The sequence below is a fragment of the Burkholderia sp. 567 genome (assembly GCF_040545115.1).
Classification (GTDB): Bacteria; Pseudomonadota; Gammaproteobacteria; order Burkholderiales; family Burkholderiaceae; genus Burkholderia; species Burkholderia ambifaria.
This window is the reverse complement of record NZ_JBEPLG010000007.1, coordinates 305,543-318,466: the sequence shown is the minus strand read 5'-3', so window position 1 is coordinate 318,466 and position 12,924 is coordinate 305,543. Positions and strand designations below refer to the sequence as shown.

Below are 12,924 nucleotides of genomic sequence, written 5' to 3'. Positions count from 1 at the left end.
ATGACCGACTTTCTTCATCCCGAACGCCCTATGAGCGACGTAATCGAATACCAGAGCTGGGTCTGCCTGATTTGCGGGTGGGTCTATAACGAAGCGGAAGGCCTGCCCGACGAGGGGATCCCCGCCGGCACCCGTTTCGCCGACATTCCCGCCGACTGGCGGTGCCCGCTGTGCGACGTGGGCAAGGAAGATTTCGTCGTCGTGGATTTCTGATTTCGGTTTGAGCACGCGCGCGGCGCACCGGCACGCATTCCGTCCGCCGATGCGCCGCGCGTTTGCTATACTCTGCGCGCTGTCCACATCGCCGTCCCGGTCGCGTTTTTTCGCACGCAATATCGCGGACCCGGCTCTCCCCGTAGTTCAATGGATAGAACAAGCGCCTCCTAAGCGCTAGATACAGGTTCGATTCCTGTCGGGGGGACCAGAGCGCCTCCAAAGTTTCACCAGCTTCGTCACAAGAACCCCGTCACGCTTGGCTGTGCGGGGTTTTTTGTTGCGGACTTCCATCAGCGACCAACAGTGGAAACAACCGCCGATTCCCCGCGCGTCCTTCCGACGCCCTTCGGAATGCTCGGGCACTGCGCACGGCGTTTTTCGATCAAGCGTTCGGCCGTTGCCCAAAGTGTTATCCGACCGCCGGAGGGCAGCAAACATGGGTGGGTTACTTGATCGGACCCGAGGTAACACTCGGATATCCGAGAGAACCCAGGCAATGTAAGCAAGCGGATTTTGATGGGAGACGCGGGGGTATCACTGATCATTTGACGCACCGCAACAGTCCGATGTACACTTCGCGCCGCGGGGTGGAGCAGTCTGGCAGCTCGTCGGGCTCATAACCCGAAGGTCATAGGTTCAAATCCTATCCCCGCAACCAACATCGAAGCCCGCTATGCGAAAGCAAGCGGGCTTTTTGATTTGCACGCTGTACCAGCACGGCCGGTCCCCCGCCCTCACCGCATCAACCCCGTCCTGACCTTCGGCATCAAACTCACATTCGCCCCCGTCACCGCAAACGTCCCGGTCGACGACGCGCCGGCCGGTAGCGCCAGCACACTGCCATCCCCGAGCCGATTCGCATCGACGACGATCTGGCTCACCGCGCACCCGTTCGTCAACAGCCCGACCGGCAACCCGGCGATCGACGAAAACGTATTGCCCGTCACGCTGAACGAACACACGTTCCCATACGCCCGGAACCCCGCATAGCCGGATCCCGACACGCGGTTATCCGTCACCGCGACGCCCGACACCGTTCCCGTCCACGTATCCAGCTCGATCGCGCCCTGTTGCGTCGGCTGCAGGCCGTTGTTCACGTTCGAGTTCTGGATATTGGTCACGGTATTGCCGGCGATGACGACGTTCGATGACCCATAAGTCTTCCAGCTGTCTTCCTGCGCGACGAGGATACCCGCCGCCTTCTCGACGCCGTCGACCGTATTGTTCGAGATCGTCACGCCCTGCCCGCCGACAACGGTAATGCCGCGCCCCCACGCGTTACTCGACACCGAATTGTGGTCGATGAGCACGTTGCTGCTGAGCCGGCCGTCGCCGAGATAACTGACCACGGCGATCAGATCGTCGCCGGTGCCCGTCACCGTATTGTTCTGCACCAGCACGTTGGTCGACCCGTAGGTCGTATGGATGCCGTCGGCCAGCGTCGCACGCACCGTGTTGCCCACGATCGCGATACCGCTGCCGCCGAACACGAAAATCCCCGCGCTCGCGCCCCCTTGGATCGTCACGCCGAGCACCTGAACGTCCGCGCCCGTCACCTCGACCTTGGTCGACTCGGGCGTCGTGAGCCGCGTCGTGCCGGTGCCGGCGAGCGTCACGCCGACGAGCGTCGAACCGGTGCTGCGCATCACGATGGTCTGGTCGGCCGGATTCGTGGCGGCGAGCGTCGCCCCGTATCCGGAGATCACCGCCTGCGGCACGTTCACGGCAAGCGAATGCCCGACGACGTAGCGGCCCGGCGCGATCACCAGGCGCTGGCCGGCCTGCAGGCTGTCGAATGCTTTCTGCAACGCGTCGGCCTGATCACGGCCGTCGGCGGCCGGGGAGACCGTCACATCGGCGACGAGAACTGGATTGGAGCCGCTGGACGGCGGAAGCGGCGCGCCGGGAGTGGCGCCGGTCGCCCCTGAGGTCGGGCCAGAGCGGCCGGAATTCGTCGATGAAATCGATGAAGTCGATGCGCCGGATGCGGCGCCGGCAGATGTCGATGTACCCGCAACGGTCTGCGGTGCCGCCGCAGTGTTGTCGTCATCACCGCCGCATGCGGCGAGACAAAGGCAGAGCGCGGCAAGCATCGCTTGATCGACTGTACGCATACGATGTTCCGCTAGCCCAGATTGGCGTCATCGTAAGTACGCCAGCGCACTTTGTAAATGAATTCCGTGCGGAAGCACCGTTCGCAATCCTCCTTGATTCATCGCAACTGACGCGCATCCGACATTGCATAGAATCCCGAACCTTCTTCATCAGGCGAACGTCTGGGCTGATTCAGGCGCGCGCGACCGCGAGATCGCGCGCGGCATCGGTGCAGCGATTACCGGCCGCACACGAGCAAATTACATCGCACTTCTACGCTTATGCATTCGCGCCACCATCGATTGTCAACCCGGTACCGTTAATCGACCGCCCTTCCGGCCCGACGACGAACGCGACGAGTGCCGCGACGTCCTCCGCCTTGCCGTACTGCGGAATCGCCATCCGCGAACGTTGCGCGCCGGCATGCTCACCGTCGGCCGGATTCATGTCCGTATCGGTCGACCCCGGATGCACGATATTGACCGTGATGCCGCGCGCACCGAGATCGCGCGCGAGCCCCTGTGTCCAGCCGATCAGCGCGGCCTTGCTCGCCGCATAGAGGCTCATCCCCGCATCGGGCACGCGCGTCGCGAGGCAACTGCCGGTCGACACGATGCGCCCGCCCTCCCCGAGATGCCGCGCGGCCGCCTGCGACGCGACGATCACCGCGCGCACGTTCACGTTCAGCGTCGCGTCGATATCGTCGAGCGTGAGGTCGTCCAGCGCGCCCGCGCGGAAGATGCCCGCGTTGTTGACGAGGATGTCGAGACCGCCGAGCGTCTGCGCGGCTTGATCGACCGCGCCACGCACGGCAACCGGATCGGCGCTGTCGGCCTGGATCGCGACGGCCCGGCGGCCGAGCGCCTCGATGTCGGCAACGACGGCCCGCGCCCGCTCCGCCGATTTCTCGTAAGTGATCGCGACGTCCGCGCCGTCGGCCGCCAGCCGTTTCGCAATGGCCGCACCGATGCCGCGACTGCCGCCCGTGACGAGTGCACGCTTGCCCTGAAGTCGATTCATGAAAGCTCCTGTGGTCATTTATGTAACGACCTACACAGAATGTGGCAGGTTGCGCGGCGCTGTCAATTGAATTATTTTATCGATCGATACAGATATCGACGAAGGAACGAATGTCATGGCTGAACGGGGCCGACCGAGAAGCTTCGACAAGGAAGCTGCGCTGGATCGCGCGATGGAGGTGTTCTGGCGCCTCGGCTACGAGGGTGCGTCGATGACGGACCTGACGGCCGCGATGGGCATTGCGTCGCCGAGCCTGTACGCGGCGTTCGGCAGCAAGGAGGCGTTGTTCCGGCAGGCGATCGAGCACTATCGGGAAACGGAAGGCCGTGAGATCTGGGACGGCGTCGAACAGGCCGGCAGCGCATACGACGCGATCGAGCACTATCTGATGCAGACCGCGCGCGTGTTCACGCGCCGGTCGAAGCCGGCCGGATGCCTGATCGTCTTGTCGGCGCTGCATCCGGCCGAGCGCTCGGACACGGTCCGGCAAACACTGATCGCCATGCGCGAGCAGACGGTCGCCGCGTTACGCACGCGGCTCGGCGAAGGCGTTGCAGCGGGCGAGATTTCCGCGCACGCGGATCTCGACGCGATCGCGCGCTACTACGTGACGGTGCAACAGGGAATGTCGATTCAGGCGCGCGACGGCGCGAGCCGTCGCGATCTGGAAGCGGTCGCGCAAGCCGCGCTGGCCGCGTGGCCGGCGCTCGCGGACGCGCGCGCCGGCTGACGGCGGGCCCCGGAAAGAAACCCGCGAAACCACGCGCGGCCGGCCGGCGACCAGCGCCCGGCATGGCCGCGCGGGTACTTACTGCGTAACGGCGTGCTGCACGTCCTTCGACGCATGCCACACGCGGTAGCGCACGTCGAAACCGTCCGGCACGTACACGACGAGCGGCAGGCGGCTGTTGTAGCGCAGCAGTTGGCCATCGCTGCGCACCTGCACGAACCGCTGTTGCGGCGCCTGGCCCGGGCACGCCATCAGCGTCGACGCCGGCCCCTTCACGTCGGTCAGCCGATAGTACGTATAGCCCCAGCCCTTCACGTCCTCGGCGGTCAGCTCGCCGCCGAACCATTGCTGGTTGCAGTCGGTCTGCAGCGTCTTGCCGATCATCAGCTCGACACGCGCATCGCCTTCGTTCTCGAGCGCGGGCAGCGCGATCACCGCGCGCTGCTGGCCGGCCGCCGGCTGCGGGAACATCTTGATCGACTCGGCCGGCACGGCGGGCGCCGATGCGGGCCCGGCCGCGCAGGCGGCGGCGGTCGTCACGCAAAAGGCGACCAGGACGGCCCGGATCGCGAATTTCATCGATGTGCTCCTGATAAACAAAATAGGCCCCGGATGCTAACACTTTCGTCGCAAGACCTTACGGGGCTGTAATTTGACGACACAATTGCAAACAGTCGCCAATCCCCGCGCGCGGTACTTATAGGAGAACCCACGGAGAACATCATGCTGAAGCTCATTGCTGCCGCCGGCGTCGCCACGCTGCTGGCCGGTTGCGTCGTCGGCCCGGACGCCGGATACGGCTACGGCCAGCCCTACTATTCCGATCCCGGCTACGCGTACGGGCCGGCCTACGGCGCGGCGCCGGTCTATGGCACGGTCAACATATGGGGCGGCGGCGGCGGCGGGCGCGACTGGGATCGCGGCCATCGCGACTACCGCCGCTGGGATCGCGATCGCGGTGACCATGGCGGCTGGGGACGCGGCGGCGGACGCCGCGGCGACTGGAACGAAGGCGGAGGCGGCGGCGGACGCGGTGACGGCGGCCATCGCCACTGATTCGGCCGATCCAGCGGCTGCAATTGCAACCGTTTGTATCCGCACACGGTTCCGCATGGGCGCTGGGTGACGGATAAAAAAGCTGCCGAAACCGGCTCCCCCGACATGACAAAGGCCCTCGCATCACGCGAGGGCCTTTCCTTTTGTCATCCTGCGTATCGGCGACTCAGTCGACACCGATCATGCGGCGCCAAGCCCGGTCATGCACCCGCTCACCAGCCGGCCGGCTGCGCATAGCCGCCCGACACGGGCGCGCCGCACACATACGCGCGCTGATAGCGGTCGTAGCAATAGTTCGGGCCGCCGTCCTGGTACTGCGCCTGCTGATAGCTCGGATAAGCCGGCTGCTGGTAGGCCGGCTGGTAGTACGTCGGCGGCTGATAGGCCGGTGCCTGATACACGGGCGCCTGGTACGCGACGGGCGGATTCATCGCGGACGTCACGATCGCGCCGAGCACCGCGCCGCCGATCAGCGCGCCGATGACGGCGCCCCCGTCGCGGCCATGCGCGGACGCCGGGCCCGCCACGGCGAGCGAACCGGCGAGGACACATACAGCGGCAATTTTTTTCATGATGGACTCCCACGCGAAGTGGTACTGGATGCGATGCATTGTGGCGGCACGCGGTCGTAATAGATGCAGCAAGTGGTAACGCGCCATTACGGGTATCACGCACACCGGAACGCGGTACGGCCGTGCTACGATTTTCGGCCCACAGGAGACGCGTTCATGCAGCCCGAAACCGCCCGCCGTTTCGATACCGAATTCGCGCCGCGCATTGCGCGGGCGATCGCCGCCTTCTTCGCCGATCACGTGCAGGCCGACGTCGCCCCGTACGGCGGCCACGGGCAACCGACGCGCGTGCGGATCCGCAGCGCGCCGCACGAGCACGTGAGCGGCTTCGTGCATCCGCTGAACCTCGAGCTGACCTGGGACACCGACGAGATCGAGCGGCTGATGGAGCCGGACGGTCCGCAGCGCTTCGAGCACTACCTGGCCGCGCTGCCGAAGAAACTGGGCGCGTGGCAGAGCGCGCGCGACATCGATCTCGCGTCGCGCACGCAGGCCGACCCGCTCGTGCGGCTCGGCGGCCTCGATTTCGAAGGCTGAATGCGCGCGCCGGCCGGTGGCCGGTGGCCGGCGGCCCCGCGTGCGTCGGCGTCGCGCGACGCGGCCCGGTGATACACTCGACCGGTCCCGCGCCGGCGCCGCCAGGCCGGCCGGGCCACTCACCGCCGCCTCCACCCGCGAGCATGGTTGCGCACACAACCGGCGCGCGGGCGCGCGGACAACCACGCTTTCGCTCCCGTCATGAACGCCGATACCGGCCTGCCGCTTCCGCAACGCTACTGGGCGATCGTCTGCGTCGCACTGGGCATCACGCTCGCCGTGCTCGACGGCGCGATCGCGAACGTCGCGCTGCCGACGATCGCGCGCGACCTGCACGCGTCCGATGCCGCATCGATCTGGATCGTCAACGCGTATCAGCTCGCGGTCACGATCACGCTGCTGCCGCTCGCGTCGCTCGGCGAGCGCGTCGGCTATCGCCGCATCTATATCGCGGGGCTGGCGCTCTTCACCGCGGCGTCGCTCGGCTGCGCGCTCGCCGGCTCGCTGCCGATGCTGGCCGTGATGCGTGTGATCCAGGGGTTCGGCGCAGCCGGCATCATGAGCGTCAATGCGGCGCTGGTGCGGATGATCTACCCGTCGTCGATGCTCGGGCGCGGGCTGTCGATCAACGCGATGGTGGTCGCGCTGTCGTCGGCGATCGGGCCGACGGTCGCGTCGGCGATCCTGTCGTTTGCGTCGTGGCCGTGGCTGTTCGCGGTCAACGTGCCGATCGGCATCGCCGCGGTACTCGGCAGCGTGCGCGCGCTGCCGGCCAACCCGCTGCACGACGCGCCGTACGATTTCGCGAGCGCGCTGATGAACGCGTGCGTGTTCGGGCTGCTGATCACCGCCGTCGACGGGCTCGGCCACGGCGAACGCCACGCTTACGTCGCGGCGGAGCTGGCCGTCGCGTTCGTCGTCGGCTACTTCTTCGTGAAGCGCCAGTTGTCGCAGCCGGCGCCGCTGCTGCCGGTCGACCTGATGCGCATCCCGATGTTCGCGCTGTCGATCTATACGTCGATGGCGTCGTTCACGTCGCAGATGCTTGCATTCGTCGCGCTGCCGTTCTGGCTGCAGAATTCGCTTGGTTTCTCGCAGGTCGAAACCGGCCTCTACATGACGCCGTGGCCGCTCGTGATCGTGTTCGCCGCGCCGCTCGCGGGCGTGCTGTCGGACCGCTACTCGGCCGGCATCCTCGGCGGAATCGGGCTTGCGCTGTTCGCGGCCGGCCTGCTGTCGCTCGCGACGATCGGCGCGCACCCGGGCACGGTCGACATCGTGTGGCGGATGGCGTTGTGCGGCGCGGGCTTCGGGCTGTTCCAGTCGCCGAACAACCGCGCGATGCTGTCGTCGGCGCCGCGCGAGCGCAGCGGCGGCGCGGGCGGGATGCTGAGCACGGCGCGCCTGACCGGCCAGACCCTCGGCGCCGCGCTCGTCGCGCTGATTTTCGGGCTCGCGCCCGGCCATGGTCCGACGATCGCGCTCTATGTCGCCACGGGGTTCGCGGCGATCGCCGCGGTGGTCAGCATGCTGCGCATCACGTCGCCACGCCCGGACGCGGCAACCTGACGCCGCCGCGCGCCGCGTGCGCGCGTCATGCGGCGTCGAGCGCGTCCATCACGAAGCGCACGCGCGCCTTCACGCTCACCCGCGGCAGTTCGATCAGCCGATACCCGTACGCCGTATAGCAGTCGACCATCGCGTCGTAGGTCCGCACCGCCTCGTCGAAATCCTGCCGCCGTTCGGCGTCCGGAGTGTAGATCTCGGGCCACGGCGGCGCGATGAACACGCGCCGGTGATAGCGAAAGCGCCGCGCCGCGGCCTCCGCATGCGCGGGCACGGCGAGGCCCGTCAGCCGCAGGTAGCCGATCACGTCCGGCACGCCGCGGTCGAAAAACACGGGCCCGCGCGCATCGTGCGCGAGACGGTACGAACGCATCTCCCAGTTCAGCATCTGCTCGGCGAACGCGGCCCGGTCGCGCCACGGCAGCGCCGGGCCGTCGATCGCCATCTGGTCGCGGATCACGCCGCGCCCGGCCTCGTGCGAGCGCGCGAAACCGGTGCGTTCGAGCGCATCGAGCAACGTGCTCTTGCCCGAACCCGGGCCGCCCGTAACGACGAAGAAGCGGGCCGACGCTTCGTCCGCCGCGCAGCCCTCCTCCACCCGCTCAGACATGCGCGGCCCGCCGGCCCGCGCGCTGCGTGACCGACGCGGCCGCCGCGACGCTGCGTAGGTCGGCGACGAACGTGTCGCGCCAGACCGACAGGTCGTTCTCGCGCAGCCGCGCGAGGTTCTCTTCATGTCGCGCCTGGCGCTCCGCGAGCGGCATCGACAGCGCGCGCTCGAGCGCGTCGGCCATCTGCGACAGGTCGTACGGATTGACGAGCAGCGCACCGGTCAGCTCGGCCGCCGCACCGGCGAACTCCGACAGCACGAGCACGCCCGGATCGGCCGGGTCCTGCGACGCGACGTATTCCTTCGCGACCAGATTCATCCCGTCGCGCAGCGGCGTCACGTAGCCGACCTGCGACATCCGGAAGAACGCCATCAGCAGATTGCGCTCGTATTTGCGGTTCAGGTACTGGATCGGCGTCCAGTCGAGTTGCGAGAAGCGGCCGTTGATGCGGCCGGCCTCGCCTTCGAGCGTTTCGCGAATGTTCTGATAGGTCTTCACGTCGGAACGAGTCGGCGGCGCGATCTGCACGAGCGATACGCGCCCCTGCCAGCCCGGCGCGTTGGCGAGCATCCGCTCGAACGACTGGAAGCGCTCGACGAGCCCCTTCGAATAGTCGAGCCGATCGACGCTCATCACGAGCTTGCGGCCGTCGAGCGCGTCGCGCAGCATCTTCACCGGCTTGCGCGAGCCGTACTGGACGGCGGCCTCGGCGATCGCATCCGGATGCACGCCGATCGGATAGGCGGCAACCTTCACGACGCGGCCGTGCGCATGCAGCATCCCGTCGTCGCTCGCCGCGCCGATGCCGCGCCGCTCGATGTAGTCGGTGAACGCCTGCTTGTCGGCATCGGTCTGGAAACCCGCGATGTCGTACGCGCACATGAACTTCACCAGCTCCTCGTGCGGCGGCACGACGCGCAGCATGTCGGGCGACGGAAACGGAATGTGCAGGAAGAAGCCGATCGGGTTCTTCACGCCGAGCTCGCGCAGGCAATGCGCGAACGGCAGCAGGTGATAGTCGTGCACCCAGATCAGGTCGTCGGGCCGCAGCAGCGCGGCGAGCTGCTTCGCCAGCATCGCGTTCACGCGCAGATAGCCCGCGTACTCCTGCCGGTCGAAGCGCGTGAGATCGCTGCGGTAGTGGAACACCGGCCACAGCGTCGCGTTCGAGAAGCCGCGGTAGTACTGATCGTAGTCGCGCCGGGTCAGCCCGACCGTCGCATACGTGACGTTGCCGTCCCGCTGGATCGCGGGTTCGGCGTCGGGCGTACCGACGATCTCGCCGTTCCAGCCGAACCAGACACCGCCGGTGTCCTTCAACGCATCCATCACGCCGACCGCGAGCCCCCCTGCACTCGGGCGTGTGTCCTCGCCGGCGGCGACACGGTTCGATACCACGATCAATCTGCTCATGCGGCTTCCCCTCCTCGATTCGATTGGTTGGCGCGCGGCGCGCGCCAAGGCGGACGCGACGACCCGGAGGCAGTCGCGCGGCGATTCAGATGTGAGCGATGCAACAAAGAGCGCAATGAAATGCGGCGGCGGAATGCAACGGCGACAGGATCAAGCGTCCTGCTCCTGGCCGAGGTCGCGTTGATAGTCGAGCCCTTCCGGGCGTGCGCCGCCCTGGTTGTGATCGCCGTCGGCCGGCGTCTCGCCGGGCGCGCCGGCAGGCGGTGCGGCAGGCGGTGCGGCCGGCGCATCGGTCTGCGCACGCTGACGCTCGGCGCCCCCATCGGGCGGCCGGGGAGATGATCGTTTCGAACGGCGCATGGCTGGGTGTCTCATAGGCAGCGCGGCTCGGAGCCGTCGTAGAAACATTCCATAACAAAACAGTCTAGGTCGCTTCCTCGCAGGCGAAGGTAACAATTACCTTCAATTTGTAACGTTTCGACCCCTCTCCAATCGTCTGTCCGACAATAACGCGGCGCGTACGCGCGCGCGCCGCCCGCCGCGATTTGTCAAAGCTTTGCAGTTTTCCTATGACAATTGCGAAACAATGACGCGGCAAGGGGGCGCGCATGCGTCGCCGCTCACCCAGACAGGACTTGCACTCAGGGATGAACACACGTTTCGAACCGCCGCGCCGGGCCATGACGGCGCGCATCGCGCTGGCCGCGCTCGCCACGGCCACGCTGCTGTCCGGTTGCAACTCGCTGTACAGCGAAGGCGCGACCGCCGGCGCCGGTATCGCGGGCGCCGCGATTGCCTCCAAGGTCACCAACAACGCCGCCGTCGCGACGGGCATCGGCCTCGGCGCCGTGGCCGGCGCGCGGGCAGGTGTCCAGTACTCGCAGCGCGTCGCACATCGTTACACGCAGGAACAGATCGCGAAGGCAGCGGCTCCGCTCGACGTGGGCGGCGTCGCGCCGTGGTCGACGCACCATTCGTTCCCGATCGAGGACGACGAACAGGGCCGCGTGACGGTCAGCCGGATGATCAGCGTCGGTCCGCTCGACTGCAAGGAAATCGTGTTCGCGGTCGACACGCCCGCGAAGGCCGACAAGGCCGCGCAGTCGGCGTTCTACGTCGCCACGATCTGCCGCGACGGCCCCGTGTGGAAATGGGCGTCGGCGGAGCCTGCGACCGAACGCTGGGGCGCGTTGCAATGAGCGTCGCGATCCGTATCGCGACGATCGGCGCGCTGTGCGCGGCCAGCGCCGCGCTGTCGGGCTGCGGGTCGGTCGGCGCGGCGAGCGGCGCGCTGGCCGGCGCGGCAACGGGCCTCGTCACCGCGAATCCGGCCGTCGGCGTCGGTGTCGGCATCGCCGTGCAGGCGGCGACGGACGAAGCCGTCAACCGCACGATGAAGCAGCTCCATCAGAACCAGCAGGACGCGATCGCGAAGGCGGCCGGCAGCCTGGCCGTCGGCGAAGTCAAGCCGTGGAAGGTGAAGAACACTCTGCCGCTGGAAAACGGCGAAGGCGAGGTGCGCGTCACGCGTGCGTACTCGACGGCGCTGGCGCTGTGCAAGGAATTCGCGTTCTCGGTGAAGGACGGCGACAAGGCCGACTGGTATTTCGCGAATGCGTGCCAGCAAGGTACGCACTGGAAGTGGGCGTCGGCCGAACCGGCCGTCGACCGGTGGGGCAATTTGCAGTAACGACGCGACGCGCGGCGCGTGACCCCAGCGCCGCGCAGGCGGATGCCGGGCCGCACGGCCCGGCCCGTTGGCTTCAGGACTCGACGTCCTCGAGACTGAAGATTTCGGTCTGGTCGTTGTACGAGAAGATCTCGCCGTAACGGCCCCAGTCGATCACCGCGTCGAGCGTTTCCTCGGCCGCGCCGTCCGACAGAAAATCCTCCAGCTCCTGCTCGAAGCGCACGCGCGGCGCGCGATGGCCCGGGCGCTCGTTCAGCACCTTCTTGATGCGCGCGGCGAGCGGCACGTGCTTGAGCAGGTGGTCCGCGAACATCAGCTTGCGCTCCTGCGTGCCAAATTCCGCGAACACGCGCCCCGGCGGCGTCAGGAACACGTCCCCTTCCCGCACGTCGGCGAAACCGAGGTACTGGAGCACTTCGGCGATCGGGAACAGGTCGTCCACTTCCAGATGCAGCGTGCGCGCGATTTCCGGCATGTCCGCGCGGCCGTGGTACGGCGCCATCGCAAGCGTCTCGATCAGGCCGGCCATCAGGTTGGTCGACACCTGCGGCAGCCAGCTGCCGAGCTCCAGCCCCTTTTTCGTCGCCTCGCCGGTCTGGCGCGCGGTCATCTTCGCGTAGATGTCGTCGACCAGCTTGCGGAAGGCCGGGTCGAGCCGGTTGCGCGGATGCTTGAACGGCACCTTGATCTCGGCGATCACGCGGCCCGGGTTCGACGACAGCACGAGGATCCGGTCGCACATGAACACCGCTTCCTCGATGTTGTGCGTAACGATCAGCACCGACTTGATCGGCATCCGGCCTTGCGTCCAAAGATCCAGCAGGTCGGTACGCAGCGTTTCGGCTGTGAGCACGTCGAGCGCGGAAAACGGCTCGTCCATCAGCAGGATCGTCGGATCGACGACGAGCGCGCGCGCGAAGCCCACGCGCTGGCGCATGCCGCCCGACAGCTCGCGCGGATACGCGTTCTCGAAGCCGTCGAGACCGATCAGGTCGATCGCGGCGAGCGCGCGTTCGCGCCGCTCGCGCGCGCCGACGCCGAGCGCCTCCAGCCCGGCTTCCACGTTCTGCAGCACGGTCAGCCACGGGAACAGCGCGAAGGTCTGGAACACCATCGCGACGCCTTCGGCCGGCCCGCGCAGCGGCTTGCCGAGATAGGTCACTTCACCGCCGGTCGGCTCGATCAGCCCGGCGATGATCCGCAGCAGCGTCGACTTGCCCGACCCCGAACGGCCGAGCAGCCCGACGATCTCGCCTTCGCGCAGCGACAGGTTCGCATCGTCGAGCACGAGCAGCTCGCCTTGCGTCTTGTTGAAGCCGCGGCAGACGTGATCGACACGCAGGATTTCCTCGCCGAGGCGCGGCGGCTGGGACGTCTGGACGGGGGCGTTTACAGCATTCGGATTGTGCATCGCGTTTC

16 protein-coding genes and 2 tRNA genes are annotated in these 12,924 nt (G+C 67.2%); 10 read left to right on the top strand and 8 right to left on the bottom strand.

The window, feature by feature from the left end; all coding sequences use genetic code 11:
- The first annotated feature begins 30 nt into the window (after positions 1 to 30).
- The 3 genes from ABIC50_RS21845 to ABIC50_RS21835 all read left to right on the top strand — a co-directional run bounded on the left by ABIC50_RS21845 (position 31) and on the right by ABIC50_RS21835 (position 874).
- Complete coding sequence (locus ABIC50_RS21845; protein WP_041491231.1) at positions 31 to 213, top strand: rubredoxin; 183 nt, start codon at positions 31 to 33, stop codon at positions 211 to 213.
- Positions 214 to 349: 136 nt separating this feature from the next.
- Positions 350 to 424: transfer RNA gene (locus ABIC50_RS21840), tRNA-Arg, on the top strand.
- A 373-nt stretch (positions 425 to 797) separates the two neighbouring features.
- A tRNA-Met gene (locus ABIC50_RS21835) sits at positions 798 to 874 on the top strand.
- Positions 875 to 950: 76 nt separating this feature from the next.
- On the opposite strand, the gene ABIC50_RS21830 is transcribed toward ABIC50_RS21835, so the two are convergent.
- Complete coding sequence (locus ABIC50_RS21830; RefSeq protein WP_471686048.1) at positions 951 to 2,180, bottom strand: right-handed parallel beta-helix repeat-containing protein; 1,230 nt, start codon at positions 2,178 to 2,180, stop codon at positions 951 to 953.
- Here ABIC50_RS21830 and ABIC50_RS21825 point away from each other — a divergent pair.
- Positions 2,089 to 2,316: a hypothetical protein gene (locus tag ABIC50_RS21825; RefSeq protein ID WP_354166777.1), complete on the top strand. Its 228-nt coding sequence runs from the start codon at positions 2,089 to 2,091 to the stop codon at positions 2,314 to 2,316. The genes ABIC50_RS21830 and ABIC50_RS21825 overlap by 92 nt on opposite strands.
- 273 nt (positions 2,317 to 2,589) lie before the next feature.
- On the opposite strand, the gene ABIC50_RS21820 is transcribed toward ABIC50_RS21825, so the two are convergent.
- Positions 2,590 to 3,330: an SDR family NAD(P)-dependent oxidoreductase gene (locus ABIC50_RS21820; RefSeq protein ID WP_354166775.1), complete on the bottom strand. Its 741-nt coding sequence runs from the start codon at positions 3,328 to 3,330 to the stop codon at positions 2,590 to 2,592.
- A gap of 115 nt (positions 3,331 to 3,445) precedes the next feature.
- Between ABIC50_RS21820 and ABIC50_RS21815 the strand changes: the two genes are divergently transcribed.
- On the top strand, positions 3,446 to 4,060 hold the full coding sequence (locus ABIC50_RS21815; RefSeq protein WP_354166773.1) for a TetR/AcrR family transcriptional regulator: 615 nt from the start codon (positions 3,446 to 3,448) through the stop codon (positions 4,058 to 4,060).
- 78 nt (positions 4,061 to 4,138) lie between these two features.
- On the opposite strand, the gene eco is transcribed toward ABIC50_RS21815, so the two are convergent.
- Positions 4,139 to 4,639: a serine protease inhibitor ecotin gene (gene eco, locus ABIC50_RS21810; protein WP_354166771.1), complete on the bottom strand. Its 501-nt coding sequence runs from the start codon at positions 4,637 to 4,639 to the stop codon at positions 4,139 to 4,141.
- Between the two features lie 144 nt (positions 4,640 to 4,783).
- On the opposite strand from eco, the gene ABIC50_RS21805 reads away from it, so the two are divergent.
- Positions 4,784 to 5,116, top strand: a complete 333-nt coding sequence (locus ABIC50_RS21805) for a hypothetical protein (RefSeq protein ID WP_105833037.1) — start codon at positions 4,784 to 4,786, stop codon at positions 5,114 to 5,116.
- A gap of 212 nt (positions 5,117 to 5,328) precedes the next feature.
- Here the strand turns inward: ABIC50_RS21805 and ABIC50_RS21800 are convergent, their stop codons facing one another.
- The gene (locus ABIC50_RS21800; protein WP_229079355.1) at positions 5,329 to 5,727 is read right to left on the bottom strand and encodes a hypothetical protein; all 399 of its coding nucleotides are present in this window, start codon (positions 5,725 to 5,727) and stop codon (positions 5,329 to 5,331) included.
- Positions 5,728 to 5,844: 117 nt separating this feature from the next.
- Here ABIC50_RS21800 and ABIC50_RS21795 point away from each other — a divergent pair, with 117 nt between their 5' ends.
- A complete protein-coding gene (locus ABIC50_RS21795; RefSeq protein WP_012364419.1) occupies positions 5,845 to 6,225 on the top strand; it encodes a DUF5594 family protein in 381 nt (126 codons plus the stop codon).
- Positions 6,226 to 6,426: 201 nt separating this feature from the next.
- The gene (locus ABIC50_RS21790; protein ID WP_175732298.1) at positions 6,427 to 7,794 is read left to right on the top strand and encodes an MFS transporter; all 1,368 of its coding nucleotides are present in this window, start codon (positions 6,427 to 6,429) and stop codon (positions 7,792 to 7,794) included.
- Between the two features lie 25 nt (positions 7,795 to 7,819).
- On the opposite strand, the gene ABIC50_RS21785 is transcribed toward ABIC50_RS21790, so the two are convergent.
- The 3 genes from ABIC50_RS21785 to ABIC50_RS21775 form a co-directional block, all read right to left on the bottom strand.
- Positions 7,820 to 8,401, bottom strand: coding sequence for an AAA family ATPase (locus tag ABIC50_RS21785; RefSeq protein ID WP_354166769.1), 582 nt, complete (start codon positions 8,399 to 8,401; stop codon positions 7,820 to 7,822).
- Positions 8,394 to 9,815 carry an alpha,alpha-trehalose-phosphate synthase (UDP-forming) gene (gene otsA / locus ABIC50_RS21780; RefSeq protein ID WP_354166767.1) on the bottom strand — a complete coding sequence of 474 codons (1,422 nt, stop codon included), beginning with the start codon at positions 9,813 to 9,815 and terminating at the stop codon, positions 8,394 to 8,396. Before otsA ends, ABIC50_RS21785 begins: the two co-directional genes overlap by 8 nt.
- Positions 9,816 to 9,965: 150 nt before the next feature.
- The gene (locus ABIC50_RS21775) at positions 9,966 to 10,175 is read right to left on the bottom strand and encodes a hypothetical protein (protein WP_175733533.1); all 210 of its coding nucleotides are present in this window, start codon (positions 10,173 to 10,175) and stop codon (positions 9,966 to 9,968) included.
- 287 nt (positions 10,176 to 10,462) lie between these two features.
- Here ABIC50_RS21775 and ABIC50_RS21770 point away from each other — a divergent pair, with 287 nt between their 5' ends.
- Entirely contained in the window at positions 10,463 to 11,014 is a 552-nt protein-coding gene (locus ABIC50_RS21770) for a hypothetical protein (protein WP_041489845.1), read from the top strand.
- On the top strand, positions 11,011 to 11,505 hold the full coding sequence (locus ABIC50_RS21765) for a hypothetical protein (protein WP_012364423.1): 495 nt from the start codon (positions 11,011 to 11,013) through the stop codon (positions 11,503 to 11,505). The genes ABIC50_RS21770 and ABIC50_RS21765 overlap by 4 nt, the downstream gene beginning before the upstream one ends.
- Positions 11,506 to 11,578: 73 nt before the next feature.
- Here the strand turns inward: ABIC50_RS21765 and ABIC50_RS21760 are convergent, their stop codons facing one another.
- The gene (locus ABIC50_RS21760) at positions 11,579 to 12,916 is read right to left on the bottom strand and encodes an ABC transporter ATP-binding protein (RefSeq protein WP_006755837.1); all 1,338 of its coding nucleotides are present in this window, start codon (positions 12,914 to 12,916) and stop codon (positions 11,579 to 11,581) included.
- Positions 12,917 to 12,924 lie beyond the last annotated feature (8 nt).